The following is a 20,318-nucleotide window of genomic DNA, read 5'->3' as shown; positions in this document are numbered from 1 at the left end:
TAATGTATAAAGTATGAGCAGCGCTTGTCGAGAGGGCGGGCGGACGGGGACGTAACAGTCACGTTGCTCCAGAACACAGCGGCAGGAGGCGGAGTGGCAGGGAGCTCGGAGCGTCGCAGGCCCTCCGTCGCGGTCATCGGCGGCGGCTTCGGCGGCATCGCGGCGGCGGTCAACCTGCGTCGGCAGGGGATCGCGGACATCACGATCTTCGAGCGGTCTGCAGGGCCGGGCGGGACGTGGTTCGACAACCGCTACCCCGGCGCGGAGACCGACGCTCCCGCGCATCTCTACTGCTTCTCCTTCGCTCCCTACGACTGGAGCCGGACCCACGTCCGTCGGCCGGAGCTGCAGGCGTACGTGGATCACCTGGTGTCCGCCCTCGACCTGGAGCCGCTGTTCCGGCTCTCGACCACGATCACCCGCGTGAGCTGGGACGAGGCGGCCCAGGGGTACGTGCTGGTCACGGCCGAGGGGGAGGAGCACCGCTTCGACGCCGTGGTCAGCGCCGTCGGGATGTTCAGCGCGCCGCACACCCCGCACGTGCCCGGGCTGGACGAGTTCGGCGGCCGGACGCTGCACACGGCGTACTGGGACGAGTCGGTCGACCTCACCGGGCTCCGGGTGGCGGTGATGGGCACCGGTTCGAGCGCGGCTCAGGTGGTGCCGACCCTGGCGGGGCAGGCCCGTCAGATCCACGTCTTCCAGCGCCAGCCCGGCTGGCTGCTGCCCAAGAACGACCGTGACCTCACCCCGCTCGAGCGCCGGTTGTTCCGGCTGCCGGGGGTCTGGCGGGCCAACCGGCTGCGGCTCTACCTGCGCCAGGAGCGCCGGGAGGTGGCCGGAGCGTTCTTCCGGCCCGGGACGCGCAGCAACACCCGCGCCCGGGAGACGGCGCTGGCCAACATCGCCGACGTCTTCGCCGACCGGCCCGACCTGGCCGAGGCCGTGACCCCGCGCTACCCCTTCGGGGGGAAGCGGGCCGTCCTCAGCAGCCAGTTCTATGAGTCCCTGGTCCGCGACGACGTCGAGCTGGTGCCGCACGCCGTCGCCGCCTGCACGGCGACCGGGGTGGTCGACACCACCGGGACCGAACGTGAGGTGGACGCGCTGGTGCTGGCGACGGGCTTCCACGCGGCGGCGTACCTGCGCACCCTGGAGGTGGTCGGCCGCGACGGCCTCTCGCTGCACGAGGTCTGGGGGGACGAGCCGCAGGCCTTCCTGGGGTTGACCGTGCCCGGCTTCCCGAACTTCTTCATGCTCTACGGGCCGAACACCAACGGCGGCCTGATCATGTTCAACCTCGAACGGCAGGCCGAGTACGCGGCCAAGGAGATCGCCCGCCTCGGCCGGACCGGGGTGACGGCCGTCGAGGTGCGGGCCGACCTCACCCGGCTCTACAACCGCTGGCTGCAGCGCCTCATCGCCCGCACCGCCTTCACCTCCACCGACAACTACTTCACCTCCGCCACCGGCCGCGTGGTCACCCAGTGGCCCGACTGCGAGACCCTCTACGCCCTGCTCACCCTGGTCCTGCGCCGGGTCAGCACCCTCGGCCGCCGCACCCGGCGCTCTCCCACCTGACCCCGGCTGTGGGCTCATGCGCCCCGGCGGCCGTGAGACGCCCCGTCGGCGGGGCGCACGGAGGCCGGCGGGCCGCATGAGCCACTGTCCACAGGATTTCCGTGCTGCCGCGGCGTCCACAGCCCCGCTGGCGGGTCTCGCGCAGGCGGCCCGGGCGTGGTCGGCTAACTCCGTGATCGTTCTTCCTGACGCCCGCTTCGCCGGGTTCACGTCCCACGAGCTGGCCAGGCTCGAGCGGCTGGGTGAGGTGGTGCGGCTACGCCGGGGCACCTACGCCCTGGCCGACGACCAGCCCGCCGACCCGGCCGCCCGACACCGCCGACTCGTGAAGGTGACGATGCCCCTGCTGGCCGACGGTTCGGTCGTCAGCCATGTGTCGGCGGCGGTGCTGCACGGCCTGCCCGTCTGGGAGGAGCACCTGCGGCAGGTGCAGGTGACCAGGCGGCCGCCGGGGAGCGGCAAGCGTCGCGGCGGCGTCCACGTACGCGTCGCACCGATGACCGCCGAAGACGTGGTTCTGGTCGACGAGATGCCCGTCACCTCACTCGCCCGCACCGTGGTCGATCTTGGCCGGACCCTCCCGCTGACCCACTCTGTCGCCGCCGGCGACGCGGCGTTGAGGAGCGGGCTGGGGCAATCCGAGCTCGATGCGGCCCTCGTCGCTGCTCGAGGCTGGCGCGGGCTACCGGCCGCTCAGCGTGCCGCCGACCTCTTGGACGGGCGGAGCGAGAGCGCCGGCGAGTCGGCCAGCCGGGTGGTCCTGCACCGGCTGGGCCTTGATCCCTCCGACCTGCAGTTCGAGGTCGTCGACGACCATGGCGAGTTCGTCGGACGCGTGGACTTCGTCTGGGAAGGCCAGCGGACCCTTGGTGAGTTCGACGGCCGCGGCAAGTACGACCGGCTGCTCAGCCCCGGTACGACATCAGCGGACGCGGTGCACTTCGAGAAACGCCGGGAGGACGCACTGCGGGACCAGGATTGGGAGCTCGTGCGCTGGGGTTCGACCGACCTCCTGCAGGAGACGCTGTTCGCGGCGCGGATGCGTCGTGCGCTGCGGCGGGGCGCAGCCCGCACCCTCCTGCGCCCCGTCGGCCCTGGGACGCCCCGCCGGCCGGGCGCATGAGGGCCGAACGGCCGCTTGAGCCCTCGTGCGCCCCTGCGGTGGTCGGAAGAACCTGCTACGGCCCGGTCGGGTCAGGGGTGGGGGAACAGCAGGCCGCGGACGGCGGCGCCGGTCTCGACGATGTGGGCTTCGGCGAGACGGCTGGCCTCGTCCGGCTCGGCCGCGGCGACGGCCTCATAGAGGCTGCGGTGCACCTCGATCCAGTCGCTGCCCAGCTGGTCCTCGACGGTGGAGAAGTAGAAGCGGGCGCGCTTGCGCAGGCCGACGGCCGTCGTGCCCAGCACCGAGTTGTGGGCGGCGGCGCTCAGGGCGTCGTAGAAGTCGGTGTTGGAACGGCTGAGCGCGATGTGATCGCCGGCGGCCCGGCGTCCGGCCTGCACGGAGCGCTCCAACGCGGCGAGGTCGGTGGGGGTGCGGCGCTCCGCGGCCCAGCGGGCCACCCGGGCCTCCACCAGCGCGCGGAACTCGAACAGCTCGGTCAGCTCGGTCTCGGTGCGCTCGCGGACGCGCACGCCGTAGCGCGGTTTGATGTCCACCCAGCCGGCCTCGTGCAGCGACCGGAGCGCCTCCCGGACGGGGATCCGGCTCACCCCGTAGTGGGCGGCGAGGTCGTCGGCGTGGATGCGGCCACCGGGCTCGAGCACCCCGGTGATGATCGCCTCCTCGAGGTTGTCGAAGAGCATGGACGGCAGCGTGCTGGCCCCCGACAGCAGCGGCAGGGCCAGCGACAGGTCGCTACGGCCGCTGGCGAGGGAACCTTCGGTGGTCACGGGAGCTCCGGCTTCTTCGGTGGATACGAGCACTATATGGACACGAGTGGGGCTAGGCGGGGGACCGCTGCAGGAACGTCAGGGCCGTCAGGGTGTAGAGGCCGACGCAGCCGAGCACCTCGGACTCCTCGGCGTAGTCGTCCACCCCCGCCGACCAGGAGGGCTGCGGGCCATAGCAGAGCGCCGGCACGCCGCGTTGGCGCCACCGGCTGGCGTCGCTCGCCGGCAGCCGGACCGCCAGCGTCGGCCCGACCCCCCGCAGCTCCGCCGTGGCCAGACCCCAGGCCCGCGCGACGGTCGAGGTCGGGTCGGTCCAGTTCGCGTCCCAGCCCTTGATCCGGCTCACCTCGACGGGCTGGCCCTCCGTGCCCGCGACGCCGGCGACCGCCTCGCGTACGAGCTGCTCGGCCGAGTCGGCCGACAGACCCGGCGGCAGGCGCAGGTCCAGCTCCGCGGCCGCCTCGGTGGCGATCTGGCCCACGAAGGTGCCGCCGGCGACCGTTCCGGCGTTCACGCTCAGCGTCAGCTCGCGGGCGACGGCGCCGGACCAGTGCGCGGCGAGCTCCGGAGGCAGCGCGACCTCGCGTCCGTTCAGGTCGTCGACGGCCACCAGGGCCCGGCTGAGCCGGCTGACCGCCGAGGCGTCCCGGGTCACCGCGGAGGAGTGGCCGCCGTCCGCGTGCGCGCTCAGCCGTAGCCACAGCACGCCCTTCTCGGCGACGGCGAGGCGGCGGAAGCCTGGGCCCTCACCGCAGATCAGCGCGTCGCCGGCGTAGTCGGGGTGCTGCCGCAGCAGGTGCGCGGAGCCGTTCTCGCCGAACACCACCTCGTCGCTGACGGCGAGAAAGGTGATCCGACCGCACCACTGCTCGCGGGCCCGGTGCAGCAGCTCGACGGTGCTCAGCATGGCGGCTACGGCACCCTTCATGTTCCCCATCCCCAGCCCGTGCAGCCGCCCGTCCACGCGGCTCAGCTCCCAGACCGGCACCGTCCAGCGGCTCTCGTCCCCGGGCGGCATCGTGTCCAGGTGCACGTTCAGCACCAGGTGCGGGCCAGGCCGTCCGGAGTCGAGCTCGCTGATGACCGACGGCATCGACGGCACGGCCGACTCCTGCCGGGCGTCCAGCCCCGCCGTCCGGAGCGCGGCCTGGACGAGGTCGGCCATCTCGCGGGTGTCGCCCGGCGGGTTGACGCTCGGGGCGGCGACCAGGGCAGCGCAGCGTCCCACCACCTGGTCGGCCACCTCGGCGGAGAAGGCGCGGACAAGCTCGGCGCTACGGGTGAGGGTCGGGTTCACGGGGGTCCTGACGGTAGGGAGTGGGCGGGGTCAGACGGTCGCGGCGGCGACCTGGCGGCGCCAGTCGGCGACGCAGAACGGGCCGTCCACGTCGACCCCGGCGGCGACGACGCCCCCGAAGACCGGGTCCCCGGCCGGACGGTCGACCACGCGGTGGCCGCGGGCCACCAGCCCGTCATGGTCGGGGTGGCCGGCCTCGACCAGCAGGGACCCGTCCTCGGTCCGCCAGCGCAGCGCCGCGACGGCCTCGGCCAGCGACAGCCCCCGGTAGCGCACCGCGGCCAGCAGCTGCAGCAGGGTCTGCACCTGACCGTCGGCTCCCGGCGTGGCCAGCGCGAGGACCGGGTCGCCCTCGACCAGCGCCGGAGCGAGCGTGTGGACGGGACGCCGTCCCGGCCCGGGAGCGTTCGCGCCGTCGGTGAAGCCGGCCGCTCGGTTGTTCAGGGTGAGGCCCAGCTCGGGCACGTGCACGCCCGAGCCGAAGTCGTCGAACACGCTGACCAGGGACGACACGACCCAGCCGTCGGCGTCCGCGACGGCCACGCCCGCCGTGTGCAGGTACGCGCGCGGGCCGCCGCGACCCGCCGCCCGTTGGGGGTCGACCTCCAGCGTCCGGTCGAGCAGCACCTCCCCGGCCGCGCAGTCGGCCCGGGAGCCGAAGGCCGCCTCGGTGAGCTCGACCAGCAGGTGGGCCAGGCCGGGACCCTCCCGCGGATCGAGCCCGTACGCGGCCGGGCCGCACCGCTCCAGGTGGTGCAGGGCCATCGCGAGCAGGACCCCCTGCGAGGACGGGGGCTGGACGTGGACCTGCGCGCCGGCCCAGGGGACGGTGACCGGCTCCCCGACGACGCTCGTGTGCCGGCCGAGGTCGTCCTCGTCCAGCCAGCCGCCGCTCCGCCGGACCGCCTCGGCCACCGCCGCCGCCGCTGGGCCGGTGTAGAAGGCGTTCGGTCCCTCCCGACCGACGCTCTCCAGCAGCCGTGCGAGGGCGGGTTGTCGCCAGTTCTGGCCGGGGCGGCGGTCGAGCAGCGCCCAGTCGGCCGCACCGCCGGCGAGCAACCGGTCCCGTTGGGCGCCGACCGCCGCCGCCAGGTCACCGTCGACCGCCACGCCCTCCCGCGCCAGGCTCACCGCCGGCGCCAGGGCCCGGGCGAGCGGCAGGGACCCGAACCGGTCGTGCAGCTCAGCCCAGGCCGCGACGAGACCGGGGACGGTGACCGCGCCGCCCCCGGTCGACCACCGGTCCGAGGGCCACGAGTCGGCCGGGGCCGAGGACGCGCTGGTCCCGGTCCCGTTCACCGCGACGGTCGTCGCGTCGGGACGCCGCACCAGAGCCAGCAGGTCACCGCCGAGGGACGCGGCCTGCGGCATCACCAGGCAGATGACGGCCGAGGCGGCGATGGCCGCGTCGACCGCGTTGCCCCCTCGTCGCAGCACGGCTGAGGCGGCCGCGGCGGCGTCGGGGTGCGCCGCCGCGACCGCGCCGCGGGTGCCCCGGAGCGGGGGAGGGGCCGCAGGCACAGGAGCCGGCGGGGTCAGCGGCATCTCGGTCTCCGGAGGTGTCGGTTGCATTCTCGCTTCGGTATGAATTATAAAGCATACATGAAACGACGATCTGCGACGCCCGACATGAACCTCGAACTGGCCGAGCAGATCCTGAGTGGCCTGAAGTCCGAGGCGGCGGCCGTCGGCGAACGGCTCGCGGTGGTCGTGGTCGACCGCGGCGGCAACCCCGTCGCCGCCCTGCGGATGGACGGCGCCCAGCTCGGCGCCCACTCCCTGGCCTCGGACAAGGCCTACACCGCCGTCGCCTTCGGCCTGCCCACCGGGGCCTGGGCCCAGACGTCCATCCCCGGGGCGGGGGACTGGGGCCTGTCGAGCACGCTCGGGGGCCGGGCGGTCGTCTTCCCCGGCGGCGTCCCGGTCTACCTCGAGGGAGAGCTGATCGGGGGCGTGGGCGTCAGCGGCGCCAAGTCGGTCGTCGACGAGGCTTGCGCGGAGAAGGCCGTCGTCGGCGCAGGCCTCAGCACGGCGTCGACGAGCACAGCCCGATGAGCCCCACGGCAGAGAGGACAGCCCGATGAGCACCGTCCTGGTGGCCGGCGGGGCGTCCGGGATCGGGGCGGCCGCCGTGCGGGCGCTGCGGCAGCGGGGCGACGACGTGCTGCTGGCCGACCGGAACGCCGAGGCTGGGCGGCGGCTGGCGGCGGAGCCGATGCCCGGTGCGCTGCGCTTCCTCGCCTGTGACTTCAGCGCGGCCGAGGCGGCCGAGCAGGCGGTCGCCGCGGCGGTCGAGCTCGGAGGGGGCACATTGGACGCCATGTTCTACAACGCCGCCGTGCTGCAGGCACGACCGCTGGCGGACTGGACGGTGGCCGAGTGGGACCACAGCAGTGCGGTGAACCTGCGCGCACCGTTCCTGGCCTGCCAGGCCGCCGCGCCCTACCTGCAGCGCGCGCCGCAGGGCCGGATCGTGCTGACCTCCTCGACCGGAGCCCTCCGCGGTCACGCCGGGATGCCGGCCTACCACGCCACCAAGGCGGGCCTGCTGGGGCTGGTCCGCTCGCTGGCCGACGAGCTGGGTCCGTCGGGGGTGACGGTCAACGCCGTCTGCCCGGGCTGGGTGGACACCCCGTTCAACGACGCCTACTGGTCGCATCAGACCGACCCGGCGGCGGCCGTCACCGCGCTCACGAACTCGATCCCGCTGCGCCGCCAGGCCGTCAGCGAGGACCTCGCCGGGGTCCTGCTGTTCCTGATGTCGCCGGCCTCGGGGTACATCACCGGCCAGGCGCTGGTCGTCGACGGGGGGTACACGGCGGTATGACCACCACCACCGCGGCCACCACCACGGACACCGGCGTCAGCTGGTACGTCAACGACGCCGTCGGGCCGCTGCCGGACGGGGACTTCGCCCCGCTCGACCGCGCCCCGATGCGCCGGCACGCCACCCTGCCCGGCTACCGGCCGACCGAGCTGCACGACCTGCCCGAGCTCGCGGCCCGGCTGGGCGTAGCGCAGCTGCTGGTCAAGGACGAGTCGGTCCGGATGGACCTGCCCTCGTTCAAGATCCTGGGCGCTTCCTGGGCCTCGATGCACGCGGTGGCCGGTTGGCTGGGGGTCGACCCGGCCACCCTCGACCTACCCACGGCCCGGACCGCGCTGGCCGGCCGGGGCGTCGCCCTCGTGGCCGCCACGGACGGCAACCACGGTCGCGGCGTGGCCCGGATGGCGCGGCTGCTCGGCGCGTCCGCCACCATCCTGGTGCCTGAGGGCACCGCCACGGCCCGGATCGAGGCGATCGCGAGCGAGGGCGCCCGGGTCGAGGTGGTCGAGGGCACCTACGACGACGCCATCGCGGCCTCCGCCGCCCTGGCCGGGCAGGCGTCCCTGGTCGTCTCCGACACCTCCTGGCCCGGCTACGCCTCCGTGCCGCGGGCGGTGGTGGAGGGCTACTCGACGATGTTCCACGAGATCGACGACGCGGTCACCGCCCACGGCTATCGGCCGCCCTCCCTGGTCGTGCTGCAGGCCGGCGTCGGAGCTTTCGCGGCCGCAGGACTGCGCCACTACCGCGGATCGGCGGTCACCGTCCGGGCGGCAGAGATCCGCACGGCCGTGGTCGAGCCGACCTCGGCCGGCTGCCTGATGGCCTCGGCCCGGGCCGGCCGGCTCACCGAGGTGCCCGGGCCGCACCGCTCCACCATGGCGGGACTCAACTGCGGCCTGCCCTCGGAGCTGGTCTGGCCGCTGGTGCGCGCCGGGACCGACGTCTTCGTGGCCATCGACGACGCCTGGACGGACACGGCGATGCGCGCGCTGGCCGCGGTCGGCGTGGTGGCGGGGGAGTCGGGCGCGGCCGGTCTCGGTGCGCTGCTCGCCGCCGCCGACCAGCCCGCCCTGGCCGCTGCCGTCGGGCTGGACGCGAACGCCTCGGTGCTCGTGGTGAACACCGAGGGCGCCACCGACCCCGAGAACTACGCCGCCGTCCTGGCCCGGGGCTGAGGCCGTCATGGCCCTGGCCGAACGCCTGTTCGTGCTGCAGTTCGGTGCCGAACGTGTCAGCAAGGCCCTGTCGCTGGTCGGTGGAGATCCCGACCACCACTACTGGGAGCCGCTCTCGGGGGCTGTCGTGCAGACCAGCGAGGGCTGGGTGCTCTTCGACACCGGGATGAGCCGCCACAACCACGACGCCGCCGCAGTCGAGCAGGTCTACCGCGGCAACCTCCCGCCCGGTCCGCTGCCCGGACCGCCGTGGCACCTGCCGCCCGCACCGCCGGCCGACCGCTGCACCTGGGGCCTACCGGGCGACCCGCTGGTCGGGGCGCTGGCCGGGGTCGGCCTGCGCCCGGCCGATCTGGCGCTCGCCGTGGTCAGCCACTTCCACTGGGACCACTCGGGAGGCATCGCGACCCTGGCCGAGGCCGGCGTCCCCGTCCTGGTGCACGCCGACGAGCTGGAGTGGGCGCGCGGCGGCCGGGCCGAGTTCGGCGCCGGCTTCGACGCCGCCGACTGGACGGCTCCGGGGACGCGGTGGCAGACCGTCGACGCCGAGACCGAGGTGGCTCCGGGGGTCGTCGTGCTGCCCACGCCCGGCCACACGCCGGGCCACCTCTCGCTCCAGGTGGAGCTGTCCGGTACCGGCACCTGGATCTTCCCCGCCGACGCCACCGACCTGGCTCAGAACCTGCTCGACGACGTGCCCTGCGGCTCCTGCGCCGGCGGCACCGAGGACGACGAGCAGCAGGCCCGCGAGTCCCTGGCCCTGCTGCTCGCCCGGACCCGCGAGACCGGCGCGCGCCTGGTCCCCGGACACGACCAGGTCGCCGTCAGCGCCGTCCGTCACCCACCCGGAGGTCACCGATGAACCCACCCGCGGCCCCCGGCCCGCCCCCTCGCCTGCTCGAGGGCCGGGTGGCGGTGGTCACCGGCGCGGGACGCGGCATCGGACGGGCCATCGCCGCCGCCCTCGCCGCGCACGGTGCGCAGGTCGCGCTGGCCGACGTCGACCTGGTCGGCGTCTCGGCGGCGGCCGAGGACATCGGCGAGACGACGGGCACCGCCGCGCTCGCCCTGGAGCTGGACGTCACGAGGCCCGACAGCGTCCGCGCGGGCGCCGACCTGGTGGAGTCCACGTTCGGGGTGGCTGACGTCGTCGTCGCCAACGCCGGCATCCTCGTCTTCAAGCCGGCGCTGGAGATCACCCCGGCCGAGTTCGCCCGCTGCCTCGAGGTCAACCTGACCGGCGCCTTCACCACCGTGCGGGAGTTCGCCGGCCGGCTGGTGGCGGCCGGGCGTCCGGGCTCGGTAGTGCTCACGTCCTCGCTGTTCGGGGTCCGCGGCGGGGCCGGCAACGCGGCCTACGCCGCGTCCAAGTTCGGGATGGTGGGGCTGGCTGAGTCGATGGCCGCCGACCTGGCGCCCGCCGGCATCCGGGTCAATGCGGTGTGCCCGGGCCAGATCGACTCCGAGATGCTGCAACAGCTCTTCCGGGACCGGGCCGAGCAGGACGGTACCGAGCCGACCGAGGAGCAGGCCCGGTTCGAGCAGCGCATCCCGTGGGGCCGGCTGGGCACCGGCGCCGACGTGGCCGACGCGTTCGTCTACCTCGCCTCCGACCTCAGCCGCTACGTCACCGGCCAGAAGCTCGTCGTCGACGGCGGCTGGAGCGTCGGCTGACGTCTGACCGGACCCGGTCAGACGGGCTGGCGCTCGGTCAGCCGGCCGACCACCCGGACCACCGCGCGACGACTCAGCAGCCGGGTGCCGACCGTGGTGAGGTGGTTCGCGCCGCCCGACACCACGCTCGGCGGGGGGTTGCGCCGGTCCAGGGTCGCCAGGGCCAGGCTCACGACCTGGGCCGGTGTCTGCACGCTGCCCACCCGGGACCCCTCGCCGGCGACGTCGAAGAACTCGGTGGCCGTCGCGCCCGGGGACAGGGCCAGCACCCGCAGGCCGGTACCGGCCGCCTCGTACCAGAGCGCCTCGGTGAAGCTGAGGACGAAGGCCTTGGTCGCGCCGTAGACGGCCATCAGCGGGACGGGCTGGTAGGCGCCCGTGCTGGCCACGTTGACCAGCGCACCCCGTCCGGCCGCCAGCAGCTGCGGGTAGAAGGCATGGGTGATCCCCACCAGGGCGCTCACGTTCAACGCCACCTCGGCGCTGATACGGCCACCGTCCTCGCGCTCGAAGCGGTTGCGGGTGGCGAAGCCGGCGTTGTTCACCAGGGTCTGGACCGCGATGCCCCGGGCCCCGAGGTCGGCGGCGAGGGCAGGTCCGGCGTCGGACTGGGCGAGGTCGCGGGCCATCACCGTGACCGTGCACCGATGGCGGTCCCGCAGCTCGGCGGCGAGGGCCTCCAGCCGGTCGGCGCGCCGGGCGACGAGGACGAGGTCGGCGCCTCGGGCGGCCAGCTGACGGGCGAACTCGGCGCCGAGCCCCGAGCTGGCCCCGGTGACGAGGGCGGTGGTCGAGGTGTGGTCGATGGGCACGGGTCGTCCTCTCAAGGTGGGTGAACGGGTGTTCATGAGTTAGGTTGACAGATGTTCAGCGATCTGTCCAGGAACTGTCTGGCCGTCGACCGGAAGGAGGACTGGTGCCCGGAACCGCCCGCGAGCCCAATCCCCGAGGGGCGGGCGACCAGCTCCGTCACCAGCTCGTCGACGCGGCGGGGGAGCTACTGCTGCACCCCCAGGAGGTGGCTCTCCCGTCGTTGCGGGCGGTGGCGCGGGCGTGCTCGGTCTCACCGGCCGCGGTCTACCTGCACTTCGACTCCTCAGCGGCGCTGATCGAAGCCGTCCTGGACGACCAGCTCGACGCCCTGTCCGCGACGATGCGGGCGGCCCTGGTCGACGCGCCGGCACCGATCGACCGGCTCCGGGCTTTCGCCGCGGCCTACGTCGGCTGGGGCCTGGAGCATCCCGGGGCCTACCAGCTGCTCTTCGAGACCGCCGACCGCTGGGCCGGCGGATCGCGCGCGGTGGCCCACGAACGCTGGGACCTGCTGCACGAGACCTCCAGGCTGCTCGGTGACGTGCTCGGCGGACCGACCGATCCGGCCCTGGCCTTCCGGCTGTGGGCCCTGCTGCATGGCCTGGTCTCGCTGCGGCTGCACAAGGCGGACGTCGACTGGCCGACGCAGCCGGTCGCCGACGCCCACGGCACCGTGGACGACCTGCTGCGCGGAATCAACACCGACTGACCCCTAGGCGTTACCCCGTCGACACATCTATGATGTTTTATAAATTAGACGAAGTGCCGGGTCGACGGGACCGGGGCCGTCCGAGGACCAGGGGACCACCCATGAGCAGACCACCACGCATGAGTAGGCGCCTCAGGAGCACGCGCCGGCGTACCCGCAGCTGGCTTGTCGCCGCCACGGCGACGACTCTCCTGGTCGCCGCCGCCGGCTGCAGCAGCGCCGGCGGCGTGAGCGAGGGCGGCGGCTCGTCCTCACCGGGGTCGGCCACGTTGCGGATGGCCCTCTCCGGCGACATGACCACGCTGGACCCCACGACGGAGTACCAGTTCGAGGGCAGCCAGGTCCTGACCTCGGTCTATGAGGGTCTGCTCGACTACGCGACCGACTCCAGCAACACGATCGTGCCGCTGCTCGCGGCCAGCTTCGACGTCTCGACCGACGGTCTGACCTACACCTTCAAGCTGCGAACCGACGTCACGTTCGCCGACGGCACCACGATGACCTCTGCCGCGGTCAAGCAGAGCTTCGAGCGGATGGGCGACAAGAAGGTCGCCTCCCAGATGGGCTACATGGTCGCGGGCGTGAAGAGCTACGAGACCCCCGACGACGCCACGTTCGTCATCCACCTCAAGACCCCGGTTGCCTCATTCCTGTCCCTGCTGGCCAGCCCGTTCGGTCCCAAGATCATCGACCCCAAGGTGCTCGACGAGCACAAGAGCGACGACGCCCTCGCCTACCTCAAGACCCACACGGCCGGCACCGGCCCGTACGCGGTCACCCAGTTCGACACCGGAAGCCAGTACACGCTCACCCGCAACGACCACTACTGGGGCGCGTCTCCGCACTTCGCGGCCGTGACGTTCAAGATCATCCCGGACGCGGCCAACCAGGTGCTGCAGCTCCAAGGCGGCGATCTGGACGTGATCTCCGGCCAGCCCGTCGCCACGGTGCAGAGCTTCGCCGGCAACGCCGACTTCCATGTCGAGGCCCAGCCGCTGCTGCAGAAGGCGTGGCTGCACGTGAACCGCACCGGAGTCCTCGCCGACCAGAAGACCCGCGAGGCCGTGCGGGCCTCTCTCGACCGGAACGCGCTGGTCAAGCAGATCTGGGGCAGCTACGCGACACCGTCCACCCAGATGTACCCGGTGGCCAACCTGCCGGCCGGCCTGGCCGCCGACGACTGGACCACCGACACCTCGGCCCTGAAGGGCGCACTCGGCGGCAAGACGCTGACGCTGGGCTACATCGCGGGCCTGACCCAGGACGAGCAGGTGGCCCAGGCCCTGCAGGCCCAGTGGCAGCAGGCGGGCGTCGACGTGAAGCTCGTGCCCACCCAGGGGTCGGACTACTACGGCTTCAGCAAGGACCCGAGCAAGGCGCCCGACCTGCTCTACGAGGCCTCCTACCCCGACTCCGCACACCCCGACGCCTGGGCCCGGCTGTTCTTCTACTCCGACCAGTCCACGGGCAGTGGCGGCCTCAACTACCTCCTCGCCGGCTCCCAGGAGGGCGACGCGCTGATGGACCGCGGGCTCGCCTCGCTCGACGCCGATGCGGCGGCCGCGGACTACGGCAAGGCGGGCGACCTGGTGCACGACCAGGTCGGCTACATCAGCCTGGCCGACCTGCAGGACGTCTTCATCACCCGCGCCTCGATCTCCGGCTTCGCCCACTGGCTGCCGACCCCGCGGACCCTGGCGCTGAAGTCCCTCACCGGGACCCCGTGACCCGTGGCCGCACTCTCGCCCTCCCTGGCCACCACCCCGGGCGGACCCGGTCCGGGACCTGCGCCCCGCCGCTGGAACGCCCTCGGCGCGCTGCGACGCTCCCGCACGGGGTTGCCCGAGCGCATCGCCCTGACCCTGGTGCTGCTGCTCACCGTGCTGCTTCTCCTCGCGCCGCTGCTCGCCCCGCACACGGCCAAGGCGATCGTCGGGGACCCGTTCGTCGCCCCGGGCGGCCGCTTCTGGCTGGGCACCGACAGCCAGGGCCGCGACGTCTGGTCCCGGGTGCTCGTGGGCCTGCGGGTGAGCTGGTTCGGGGCCCTGGCGGTGATCGCGATCGGCGCAGCGGTCGGCAGCGTCATCGGCCTGGTCGCCGGGATGTCCGGCGGTGTGGTCGACGCGGTGCTGATGCGGCTCACCGACGCCGCCCTGGCCCTGCCCGGGACGCTGGTGGCGCTGATGGTGGTGGCGGCGCTCGGGCCCAGCCTGCGCAACACCCTGCTGGCGGTCGCCGTCACCTGGTGGCCCTGGTACGCCCGGATCGTCCGCGGCCAGACCCGGACGGTGATGCAGCTGCCGCACGTCGACGCGGCCCGGCTCGGCGGCTTCTCCCCGGTCCGGCGCGCGCTGGTGCACGTGCTGCCCGGCAGCCTCGGCCCGGTGCTCGTGGCCGCGTCGATGGACGTGGGCTCGGTGCTGCTGGTGCTGGCCGGGCTGTCGTTCATCGGGCTCGGGTCGCCGCCCCCGGCCGCGGAGATCGGCAGCATGTCCGCCGGCGGCCTGACGTACCTCTTCAACGCGCCGTGGATCGCGCTGGCTCCTGCGGTCGCCCTGTTCGCGGTCGCCGTGCTCGCGAACTACGCCGGCGACGGGCTCCAGGACCTGGTGGAGGGCTGATGGCCCGCGTTGGATGGTCGCGCTCCGCGCTCCCGGGTCCTGAGCTTCGCCCGATCTCACTCGTTCGTCCCGATTCCGGACGACGAAAAGCGTGTCGCCCGGGATCACTCCTCACTTCCGAGAGGCTCCGCTGATGACCCGGTTCGTGCTCAGCCGGGTCGCCTCGCTGGTCGGGGTGCTGCTCGTGCTGACGCTCGCCGTGTTCTTCATCCAGAGCCGGCTGCCGGCCGACCCCGTCCGGCTGCTGGTCGGTCGCAACGCCACCCCCGAGGTGGTCGCGGCCACGCGCGCCCGGCTGGGCCTCGACGAGCCCTTCCCCGTCCAGTACGTCCACTTCCTCGACCGGCTGCTGCACGGCGACGCCGGCACCTCGCTACGCACCCGCAACCCGGTCGCCGCCGACGTGCTGCAGTACCTGCCCGCCACGGTGGAGCTGGTCCTGGTGGCCGCGGTGATGGCGGTGCTCGGCGGGCTGCTGCTCGGCCTGCTGAGCTCCCGTGGCGGCATCTGGTCCGGGCTGGTCCGCCTGGTCACCGTCGCCGGCTCGTCCTCGGCGACCTTCCTGGTGGCGATCGTGGCCATCCTGGTGCTGTACCGCAACCTCGGCTGGTTCCCGGCGGGCGGCCGCAGCAGCGAGTACTCCAGCTCGCGGCCCACCGGCCTGCTGCTGGTCGACACCCTGCTGGGCGGGGACCTCGGCGGCTTCCTCGACGCCGTGCACCACGTCCTGCTGCCGGCGGCGGTGCTCGCCGTGGGCTCGACCGTGGCTATCGGCCGGACGCTGCGCGGGTCGCTGCGCCGGACGGCCCAGACCGAGTTCGTCCGCTCAGCCCAGGCCAAGGGCTTCACCTGGTGGCAGGTCAGCCGCCGGCACGCGCTGCGCAACTCCACCAACCCGGCGCTGTCGATGGCCGGCCTGCAGGTGGGGATGCTGTTCTCGGGCTCGATCGTGGTGGAGCTCGTCTTCTCCTGGCCCGGCGTCGGCGGCTACCTGGCCAAGTCGATCGGCAGCTCGGACTTCCCGGCGATCACGGGCGTCGTGCTCGTCCTGGGCGCCGCGTACGTGGCCGTCAACTTCGTCGTCGACCTGCTGCAGCTGGCCGTCGACCCCCGCCTCAGGAGTGCCCGATGAACGTCCCCGCCACGCCGGTCGTGTCGGTCCGCGACCTCGCAGTCACCTTCGAGACCGACGACGGCACGCTGGCCGCGCTGAAGGGCGTGAGCCTGGACATCGCACCGGGGGAGATCGTGGCCCTGGTGGGGGAGTCGGGGTCGGGCAAGAGCGTGTTCAGCAGCTGCCTCGTCGGGCTGCCGCTGGTCAGCCGCCGGACGACCGTGACCGGTTCGGTGCAGGTGGCCGGCGTCGACATGCTGGGCGGGGAGGACCGACAGCGACGGCAGGTGCGACGCGACCTGCTGGGGATGGTGTTCCAGGACCCGCTCACCTCGCTGGACCCGATGATGACCATCGGCAACCAGGTCTGCGAGCGCGGCGCCGACGAGGCCCGCGGCGTCGCGGCTCTGACCGACTGCGGCATCCCTGAGCCCGCGACGCGGATGAAGCAGTGGCCGCACGTCCTCTCTGGTGGGCTGCGCCAGCGGACCAGCATCGCCGGCGCCATCACCGCCGGCAGCGGCGGCGCGCCCGTCCTGCTGGTGGCCGACGAGCCGACCACGGCGCTCGACGTCCAGGTGCAGGCGCAGATCATCGCCCTGTTCGCGCGGCTGCGGGACGAGCACGGCTGCTCGATCGTGCTCGTCACCCACGACCTCGGCGTGGCCGCCCAGGTCGCCGACCGGATCGCCGTCATGTACGCGGGCGAGATCTGCGAGCTCGGGCCGACGGCGGAGGTGCTCTCGAACCCGCAGCACGCGTACACGTCGAGGCTGCTCGAGGCCCGGCTCGACGTCAACAAGGTGGTGGTCCGGGACCGTCCGGCCGCGGCGGTGCCCGAGCCGACGGCCGAGCGGGCGCCGGTGCTGGCCGTGGACGACGTCGTGAAGACCTTCCGCCGTCAGGGTGGCCGGTTCACCGCCGTCGACCACGTCTCGCTGGCCGTCGCTCCGGGCGGGTCGCTCGCGCTGGTGGGGGAGAGCGGCTGCGGCAAGTCGACGGTGCTGCGGATGGCCACCGGGCTGACCAGGCCGGACGCCGGGACCATCGAGGTGAGCGGCGCGGCCCGACCGCAGCTGGTCTTCCAGGACGCCGGATCCTCGCTGACCCCGTGGCTGACCGTCTCCGCGCAGCTCGTCGAGCGGCTGCGGGGGCGGGGGCTGTCGCGACGGGCCAGCGCGGACGCGGCGGCCGAGCTGTTGGAACGGGTCGGCCTGGACGCCCGGATGGGTCGGGCGCGTCCCCGGGAGCTGTCGGGGGGCCAGCGCCAGCGGGCGGCGATCGCCCGGGCCCTGGCGTCCTCGCCGGAGATCCTGGTCTGCGACGAGCCGGTGAGCGCCCTGGACGCCTCGCTGGCCGCCCGCGTGCTCGACCTGCTGGAGGACCTGCGCTTCTCCCTCGGCGTCGCCATCTTGATGGTGACCCACGACCTCGCGGTCGCGCGCCGGATCGCCGACGACCTCGCGGTGATGAACCAGGGCGCGATCGTCGAGCGCGGGCCTCTCGACCAGGTCTTCGCCGACCCCCAGCACCCGTACACGAGGGCGCTGCTGGCGGCCTCGCCGACCATCTACCCCGCCGCGTAGCCCGCCGGCGCGCTCCCGCCCGTCGTTGCGCCGTCTGGCCACCGTTGCGCCCGGTGTACACGGCGCAACGCGAGGAAGACGGCGCAACGCTGCCTGCGGGCCGACAGTGCTTGCCAGTCCGCAGCGGGCCAGCCATGCTCCTCCCATGGCGAAGAAGCGGACGAAGGACAAGGTCAAGCTCGGGGCTCCCGGGACGCGGAGCCGCGACACCCCGATCGGGGACTACGGCTTCCTCAGCGACGGCGAGGTGTCGGCGCTGGTCGGGCCCAGCGGCTCGGTCGAGTGGATGTGCCTGCCCCGCTTCGACTCACCCAGCGCGTTCGGCAGCATGCTCGGCAAGCTGGCCGGTTCGTTCCGGGTGGCGCCGGACGACGTGACGGTGCCGGGGGACCGGCGCTACCTGCCCGGCACGATGATCCTCGAGACCAGCTGGGGCACCCCGACCGGCTGGATCATCGTCCGGGACGCCCTGCTGATCGGCCCGTGGCGACACGAGGACACCCGCTCGCACACCCACGAGCGCACGCCGAACGACTACGAGGCCGAGCACACCCTGCTGCGGACGATCCGCTGCGTCTCCGGTGAGGTGCAGACGGTGGTCGACTGCGAGCCGGTGCTGGACTACGGGCAGGCCCACGTCAGCTGGAAGTACACCGAGCACGGCTACCACCAGGGCGTCGGCACGGCGGACGGCTCGGAGCTGCAGCTCACCCTCACCTCCGACTTCCGCCTCGGCTTCGAGGGCGGCCGCGCCACGGCCCGCACCCTGCTCAAGGAGGGCGACACCCGCTACATCGCGCTCAGCTGGGGCCACAAGCCGCCGCCGATGACCTACGCCGAGGCGTACCAGCGTCAGGTCTGGACGGCGCACCACTGGCAGCACTGGCTCGCCCGCGGGCAGTTCCCCGACCACCCCTGGCGCAGCTACCTGCAGCGCAGCGCGCTCACCCTGAAGGGGCTCACCTACGCCCCGACGGGCGCGATCGCCGCCGCCGGCACCACGTCGCTGCCCGAGACCCCGGGCGGCAACCGCAACTACGACTACCGCTACACCTGGATCCGCGACGCCACCTTCGCGCTCTGGGGCATGTACTCCCTGGGGTATGACTGGGAGGCCGTCGACTTCTTCTCCTTCATCGCCGACATCGCCAGCCGCGACGACGAGATCCAGATCATGTACGGGATCGGCGGTGAGAAGGACCTCACCGAATACGAGCTCGACCACCTGCCCGGGTACGCCGGATCGCGTCCGGTCCGGATCGGCAACGCCGCCTACGCCCAGCAGCAGCACGACGTCTGGGGCGCCCTGCTGGACTCGGTCTACCTGCACGCCAAGGCCGCGGACCACCTGGACGGCCGGATCTGGCCGATCCTGGACAAGCAGGTCACCCAGGCGCTCAAGCACTGGCGCGAGCCGGACGCCGGGATCTGGGAGGTCCGGGGCGAGCTGCAGCACTTCACGTCCTCCAAGATCATGTGCTGGGTCGCGGTCGACCGCGGGGCCAAGCTGGCGCTGGCCGCCGGCGAGACCGGCAAGGCGGCCGAGTGGGAGCTCGCCGCGCAGGAGATCAAGGACGACATCCTCGCCAACGGCGTCGACGAGCGGGGTGTCCTCACCCAGCACTACGGCACGAAGGCACTGGACGCCTCGCTGCTGCTCGCGCCGCTGCTGCGTTTCCTACCCCCGGACGACCCGCGTATCCGGGCCACGGTGCTGGCAATCGCCAACGAGCTGACCGTCCACGGCCTCGTGCTGCGCTACAAGGTCGAGGAGACCGACGACGGCTTCACCGGCGAGGAGGGCAGCTTCACCATCTGCTCCTTCTGGCTGGTCTCGGCGCTGTGCGAGATCGGGGAGTACCAGAAGGCCCGGAAGCTGTGCGCCAAGCTGCTGTCCTTCGCCGGCCCGCTCGAGCTCTACGGCGAGGAGATCGACCCGCACACCGGCCAGCACCTGGGCAACTTCCCGCAGGCGTTCACCCACCTGGCCCTGATCAACGCCGTGATGCACGTGATCCGGCTGGAGGACGCCCAGCACGGTCCGCAGTCCAGCAGCTGGGCCGGCTCGTCCGGCAACGAGGAGGCCTGACCCGCCCGGCGACGCGGGTGTCGGTCCCCCGACTACGGTGGCGCCATGAGCGCTGCTGAGTGGGTGCCCGAGGGCGGCGACGTCGACACGCTGCGGCGGGCCGCGACGGACTGTCGCGGCTGCGAGCTGTGGGAGCCCGCAACCCAGGTGGTGTTCTCGGCGGGCAACCCGGCGGCGCCCCTGATGCTCGTCGGCGAGCAGCCGGGGGACTCCGAGGACCGCCGCGGGATCCCGTTCGTCGGACCCGCCGGACAGCTGCTGCAGCGGGCGCTGGCCGAGGCGGGGGTGGGGGTGGCGGACGTCTACGTCACCAACGCCGTCAAGCACTTCCGCTTCACCGAGCGCGGCTCGCGCCGCATCCACGCCACGCCTCAGATCAACCACCTCAAGGCCTGCCGACCGTGGCTGGAGGCCGAGCTGCAGACCGTCCGGCCCCGGCTGGTCGTCTGCCTCGGCGCCTCGGCGGCCAAGTCGCTGCTGGGGTCGAGCTTTCGCCTCACCGCTGAGCGCGGTCAGGTGATGGAGCGCGAGACGCCGGTCGGGCCCCTTCGCCTGCTGGCCACCCTGCACCCCTCCGCGGTGCTCCGGACCCCGGCCGGACCGGAGCACGACGAGGCGTTCGGCGGCCTGGTCGCCGACCTACGCACCGCCGCCCGGGCCGTCGCGGGCTGAGCCCGGCTGGTCACCTGCGGTCAGAAGGCGACCAGTCATTCGATGGTGAAACACCCATGTGCGACCCCGAGCAGCGCGGAGTCGGCCCTTTCTCTTGTTTCTGCCTACGCGAAGAATCGCGATGAGGGGAATTCGGAACCAATTCGACTGACGGCGCCGGCCGTACCCGCCAGATGTCAACAGCCCCGCCGAAAATTCGCCGGTCGGAGCTCGAAAAGCCGCAGCGGCGCCTGTCGGCGCCGTCTCCGCCCTGGGTCACGGCTG

General features: G+C 73.2%; 18 protein-coding genes. 14 read left to right on the top strand and 4 right to left on the bottom strand.

Annotated elements, in window-relative coordinates; all coding sequences use genetic code 11:
• Window positions 1-93 precede the first annotated feature (93 nt).
• Both ACFE7W_RS11935 and ACFE7W_RS11930 read left to right on the top strand, forming a co-directional pair.
• Window positions 94-1,581 (top strand): flavin-containing monooxygenase, encoded by a 1,488-nt coding sequence (locus ACFE7W_RS11935; RefSeq protein WP_375425014.1) that lies wholly within the window; start codon window positions 94-96, stop codon window positions 1,579-1,581.
• Window positions 1,582-1,753: 172 nt separating this feature from the next.
• Complete coding sequence (locus ACFE7W_RS11930) at window positions 1,754-2,704, top strand: hypothetical protein (RefSeq protein WP_375425013.1); 951 nt, start codon at window positions 1,754-1,756, stop codon at window positions 2,702-2,704.
• A 71-nt stretch (window positions 2,705-2,775) separates the two neighbouring features.
• Here the strand turns inward: ACFE7W_RS11930 and ACFE7W_RS11925 are convergent, their stop codons facing one another.
• Genes ACFE7W_RS11925 through ACFE7W_RS11915 form a run of 3 tightly spaced genes read right to left on the bottom strand, consistent with a single transcriptional unit; the run spans window position 2,776 to window position 6,316 of the window.
• A complete protein-coding gene (locus tag ACFE7W_RS11925; RefSeq protein ID WP_375425012.1) occupies window positions 2,776-3,474 on the bottom strand; it encodes a GntR family transcriptional regulator in 699 nt (232 codons plus the stop codon).
• A gap of 52 nt (window positions 3,475-3,526) precedes the next feature.
• A complete protein-coding gene (locus ACFE7W_RS11920; protein WP_375425011.1) occupies window positions 3,527-4,771 on the bottom strand; it encodes a M20 family metallopeptidase in 1,245 nt (414 codons plus the stop codon).
• Between the two features lie 30 nt (window positions 4,772-4,801).
• Window positions 4,802-6,316 (bottom strand): gamma-glutamyltransferase, encoded by a 1,515-nt coding sequence (locus tag ACFE7W_RS11915; protein WP_375425010.1) that lies wholly within the window; start codon window positions 6,314-6,316, stop codon window positions 4,802-4,804.
• A 57-nt stretch (window positions 6,317-6,373) separates the two neighbouring features.
• Here ACFE7W_RS11915 and ACFE7W_RS11910 point away from each other — a divergent pair, with 57 nt between their 5' ends.
• The 5 genes from ACFE7W_RS11910 to ACFE7W_RS11890 are packed head-to-tail and all read left to right on the top strand — an operon-like array spanning window position 6,374 to window position 10,450.
• A complete protein-coding gene (locus ACFE7W_RS11910; RefSeq protein ID WP_375425009.1) occupies window positions 6,374-6,826 on the top strand; it encodes a heme-binding protein in 453 nt (150 codons plus the stop codon).
• Between the two features lie 25 nt (window positions 6,827-6,851).
• A complete protein-coding gene (locus ACFE7W_RS11905; protein WP_375425008.1) occupies window positions 6,852-7,598 on the top strand; it encodes an SDR family NAD(P)-dependent oxidoreductase in 747 nt (248 codons plus the stop codon).
• Window positions 7,595-8,776 (top strand): diaminopropionate ammonia-lyase, encoded by a 1,182-nt coding sequence (locus ACFE7W_RS11900; RefSeq protein WP_375425007.1) that lies wholly within the window; start codon window positions 7,595-7,597, stop codon window positions 8,774-8,776. Before ACFE7W_RS11905 ends, ACFE7W_RS11900 begins: the two co-directional genes overlap by 4 nt.
• A gap of 7 nt (window positions 8,777-8,783) precedes the next feature.
• Window positions 8,784-9,638 (top strand): N-acyl homoserine lactonase family protein, encoded by an 855-nt coding sequence (locus ACFE7W_RS11895; RefSeq protein WP_375425006.1) that lies wholly within the window; start codon window positions 8,784-8,786, stop codon window positions 9,636-9,638.
• A complete protein-coding gene (locus tag ACFE7W_RS11890) occupies window positions 9,635-10,450 on the top strand; it encodes an SDR family NAD(P)-dependent oxidoreductase (RefSeq protein ID WP_375425005.1) in 816 nt (271 codons plus the stop codon). Before ACFE7W_RS11895 ends, ACFE7W_RS11890 begins: the two co-directional genes overlap by 4 nt.
• A 17-nt stretch (window positions 10,451-10,467) precedes the next feature.
• On the opposite strand, the gene ACFE7W_RS11885 is transcribed toward ACFE7W_RS11890, so the two are convergent.
• Window positions 10,468-11,262 carry an SDR family NAD(P)-dependent oxidoreductase gene (locus ACFE7W_RS11885; RefSeq protein ID WP_375425004.1) on the bottom strand — a complete coding sequence of 265 codons (795 nt, stop codon included), beginning with the start codon at window positions 11,260-11,262 and terminating at the stop codon, window positions 10,468-10,470.
• A 104-nt stretch (window positions 11,263-11,366) separates the two neighbouring features.
• Here ACFE7W_RS11885 and ACFE7W_RS11880 point away from each other — a divergent pair, with 104 nt between their 5' ends.
• The 7 genes from ACFE7W_RS11880 to ACFE7W_RS11850 all read left to right on the top strand — a co-directional run bounded on the left by ACFE7W_RS11880 (window position 11,367) and on the right by ACFE7W_RS11850 (window position 20,054).
• On the top strand, window positions 11,367-11,972 hold the full coding sequence (locus tag ACFE7W_RS11880) for a TetR/AcrR family transcriptional regulator (protein ID WP_375425003.1): 606 nt from the start codon (window positions 11,367-11,369) through the stop codon (window positions 11,970-11,972).
• A 119-nt stretch (window positions 11,973-12,091) separates the two neighbouring features.
• Window positions 12,092-13,699: an ABC transporter substrate-binding protein gene (locus ACFE7W_RS11875; protein ID WP_375425002.1), complete on the top strand. Its 1,608-nt coding sequence runs from the start codon at window positions 12,092-12,094 to the stop codon at window positions 13,697-13,699.
• A 3-nt stretch (window positions 13,700-13,702) separates the two neighbouring features.
• On the top strand, window positions 13,703-14,593 hold the full coding sequence (locus ACFE7W_RS11870) for an ABC transporter permease (protein ID WP_375425001.1): 891 nt from the start codon (window positions 13,703-13,705) through the stop codon (window positions 14,591-14,593).
• Between the two features lie 133 nt (window positions 14,594-14,726).
• Window positions 14,727-15,725: an ABC transporter permease gene (locus tag ACFE7W_RS11865; RefSeq protein ID WP_375425000.1), complete on the top strand. Its 999-nt coding sequence runs from the start codon at window positions 14,727-14,729 to the stop codon at window positions 15,723-15,725.
• A complete protein-coding gene (locus tag ACFE7W_RS11860) occupies window positions 15,722-17,293 on the top strand; it encodes an ATP-binding cassette domain-containing protein (RefSeq protein WP_375424999.1) in 1,572 nt (523 codons plus the stop codon). The genes ACFE7W_RS11865 and ACFE7W_RS11860 overlap by 4 nt, the downstream gene beginning before the upstream one ends.
• Window positions 17,294-17,438: 145 nt before the next feature.
• Window positions 17,439-19,382 (top strand): glycoside hydrolase family 15 protein, encoded by a 1,944-nt coding sequence (locus tag ACFE7W_RS11855; protein ID WP_375424998.1) that lies wholly within the window; start codon window positions 17,439-17,441, stop codon window positions 19,380-19,382.
• Window positions 19,383-19,427: 45 nt separating this feature from the next.
• Window positions 19,428-20,054 (top strand): UdgX family uracil-DNA binding protein, encoded by a 627-nt coding sequence (locus ACFE7W_RS11850; RefSeq protein ID WP_375424997.1) that lies wholly within the window; start codon window positions 19,428-19,430, stop codon window positions 20,052-20,054.
• Window positions 20,055-20,318: the final 264 nt, after the last annotated feature.

Origin of the sequence: uncultured Friedmanniella sp., from assembly GCF_964244285.1 — a bacterium.
Lineage (GTDB): Bacteria > Actinomycetota > Actinomycetes > Propionibacteriales > Propionibacteriaceae > Microlunatus.
The sequence above is the reverse complement of the archived record's forward strand: the minus strand, read 5'-3'. Positions and strand labels throughout refer to the sequence as shown.

Excerpts from the sequence above, each read along its gene's own strand:
- ACFE7W_RS11915 (WP_375425010.1), bottom strand. The coding sequence starts at position 6,316 with ATGCCGCTGACCCCGCCGGCTCCTGTGCCTGCGGCCCCTCCCCCGCTC.
- ACFE7W_RS11910 (WP_375425009.1), top strand. The coding sequence starts at position 6,374 with ATGAAACGACGATCTGCGACGCCCGACATGAACCTCGAACTGGCCGAG.
- ACFE7W_RS11905 (WP_375425008.1), top strand. The coding sequence starts at position 6,852 with ATGAGCACCGTCCTGGTGGCCGGCGGGGCGTCCGGGATCGGGGCGGCC.
- ACFE7W_RS11900 (WP_375425007.1), top strand. The coding sequence starts at position 7,595 with ATGACCACCACCACCGCGGCCACCACCACGGACACCGGCGTCAGCTGG.
- ACFE7W_RS11895 (WP_375425006.1), top strand. The coding sequence starts at position 8,784 with ATGGCCCTGGCCGAACGCCTGTTCGTGCTGCAGTTCGGTGCCGAACGT.
- ACFE7W_RS11890 (WP_375425005.1), top strand. The coding sequence starts at position 9,635 with ATGAACCCACCCGCGGCCCCCGGCCCGCCCCCTCGCCTGCTCGAGGGC.
- ACFE7W_RS11875 (WP_375425002.1), top strand. The coding sequence starts at position 12,092 with ATGAGTAGGCGCCTCAGGAGCACGCGCCGGCGTACCCGCAGCTGGCTT.
- ACFE7W_RS11865 (WP_375425000.1), top strand. The coding sequence starts at position 14,727 with ATGACCCGGTTCGTGCTCAGCCGGGTCGCCTCGCTGGTCGGGGTGCTG.
- ACFE7W_RS11860 (WP_375424999.1), top strand. The coding sequence starts at position 15,722 with ATGAACGTCCCCGCCACGCCGGTCGTGTCGGTCCGCGACCTCGCAGTC.
- ACFE7W_RS11855 (WP_375424998.1), top strand. The coding sequence starts at position 17,439 with ATGGCGAAGAAGCGGACGAAGGACAAGGTCAAGCTCGGGGCTCCCGGG.
- ACFE7W_RS11850 (WP_375424997.1), top strand. The coding sequence starts at position 19,428 with ATGAGCGCTGCTGAGTGGGTGCCCGAGGGCGGCGACGTCGACACGCTG.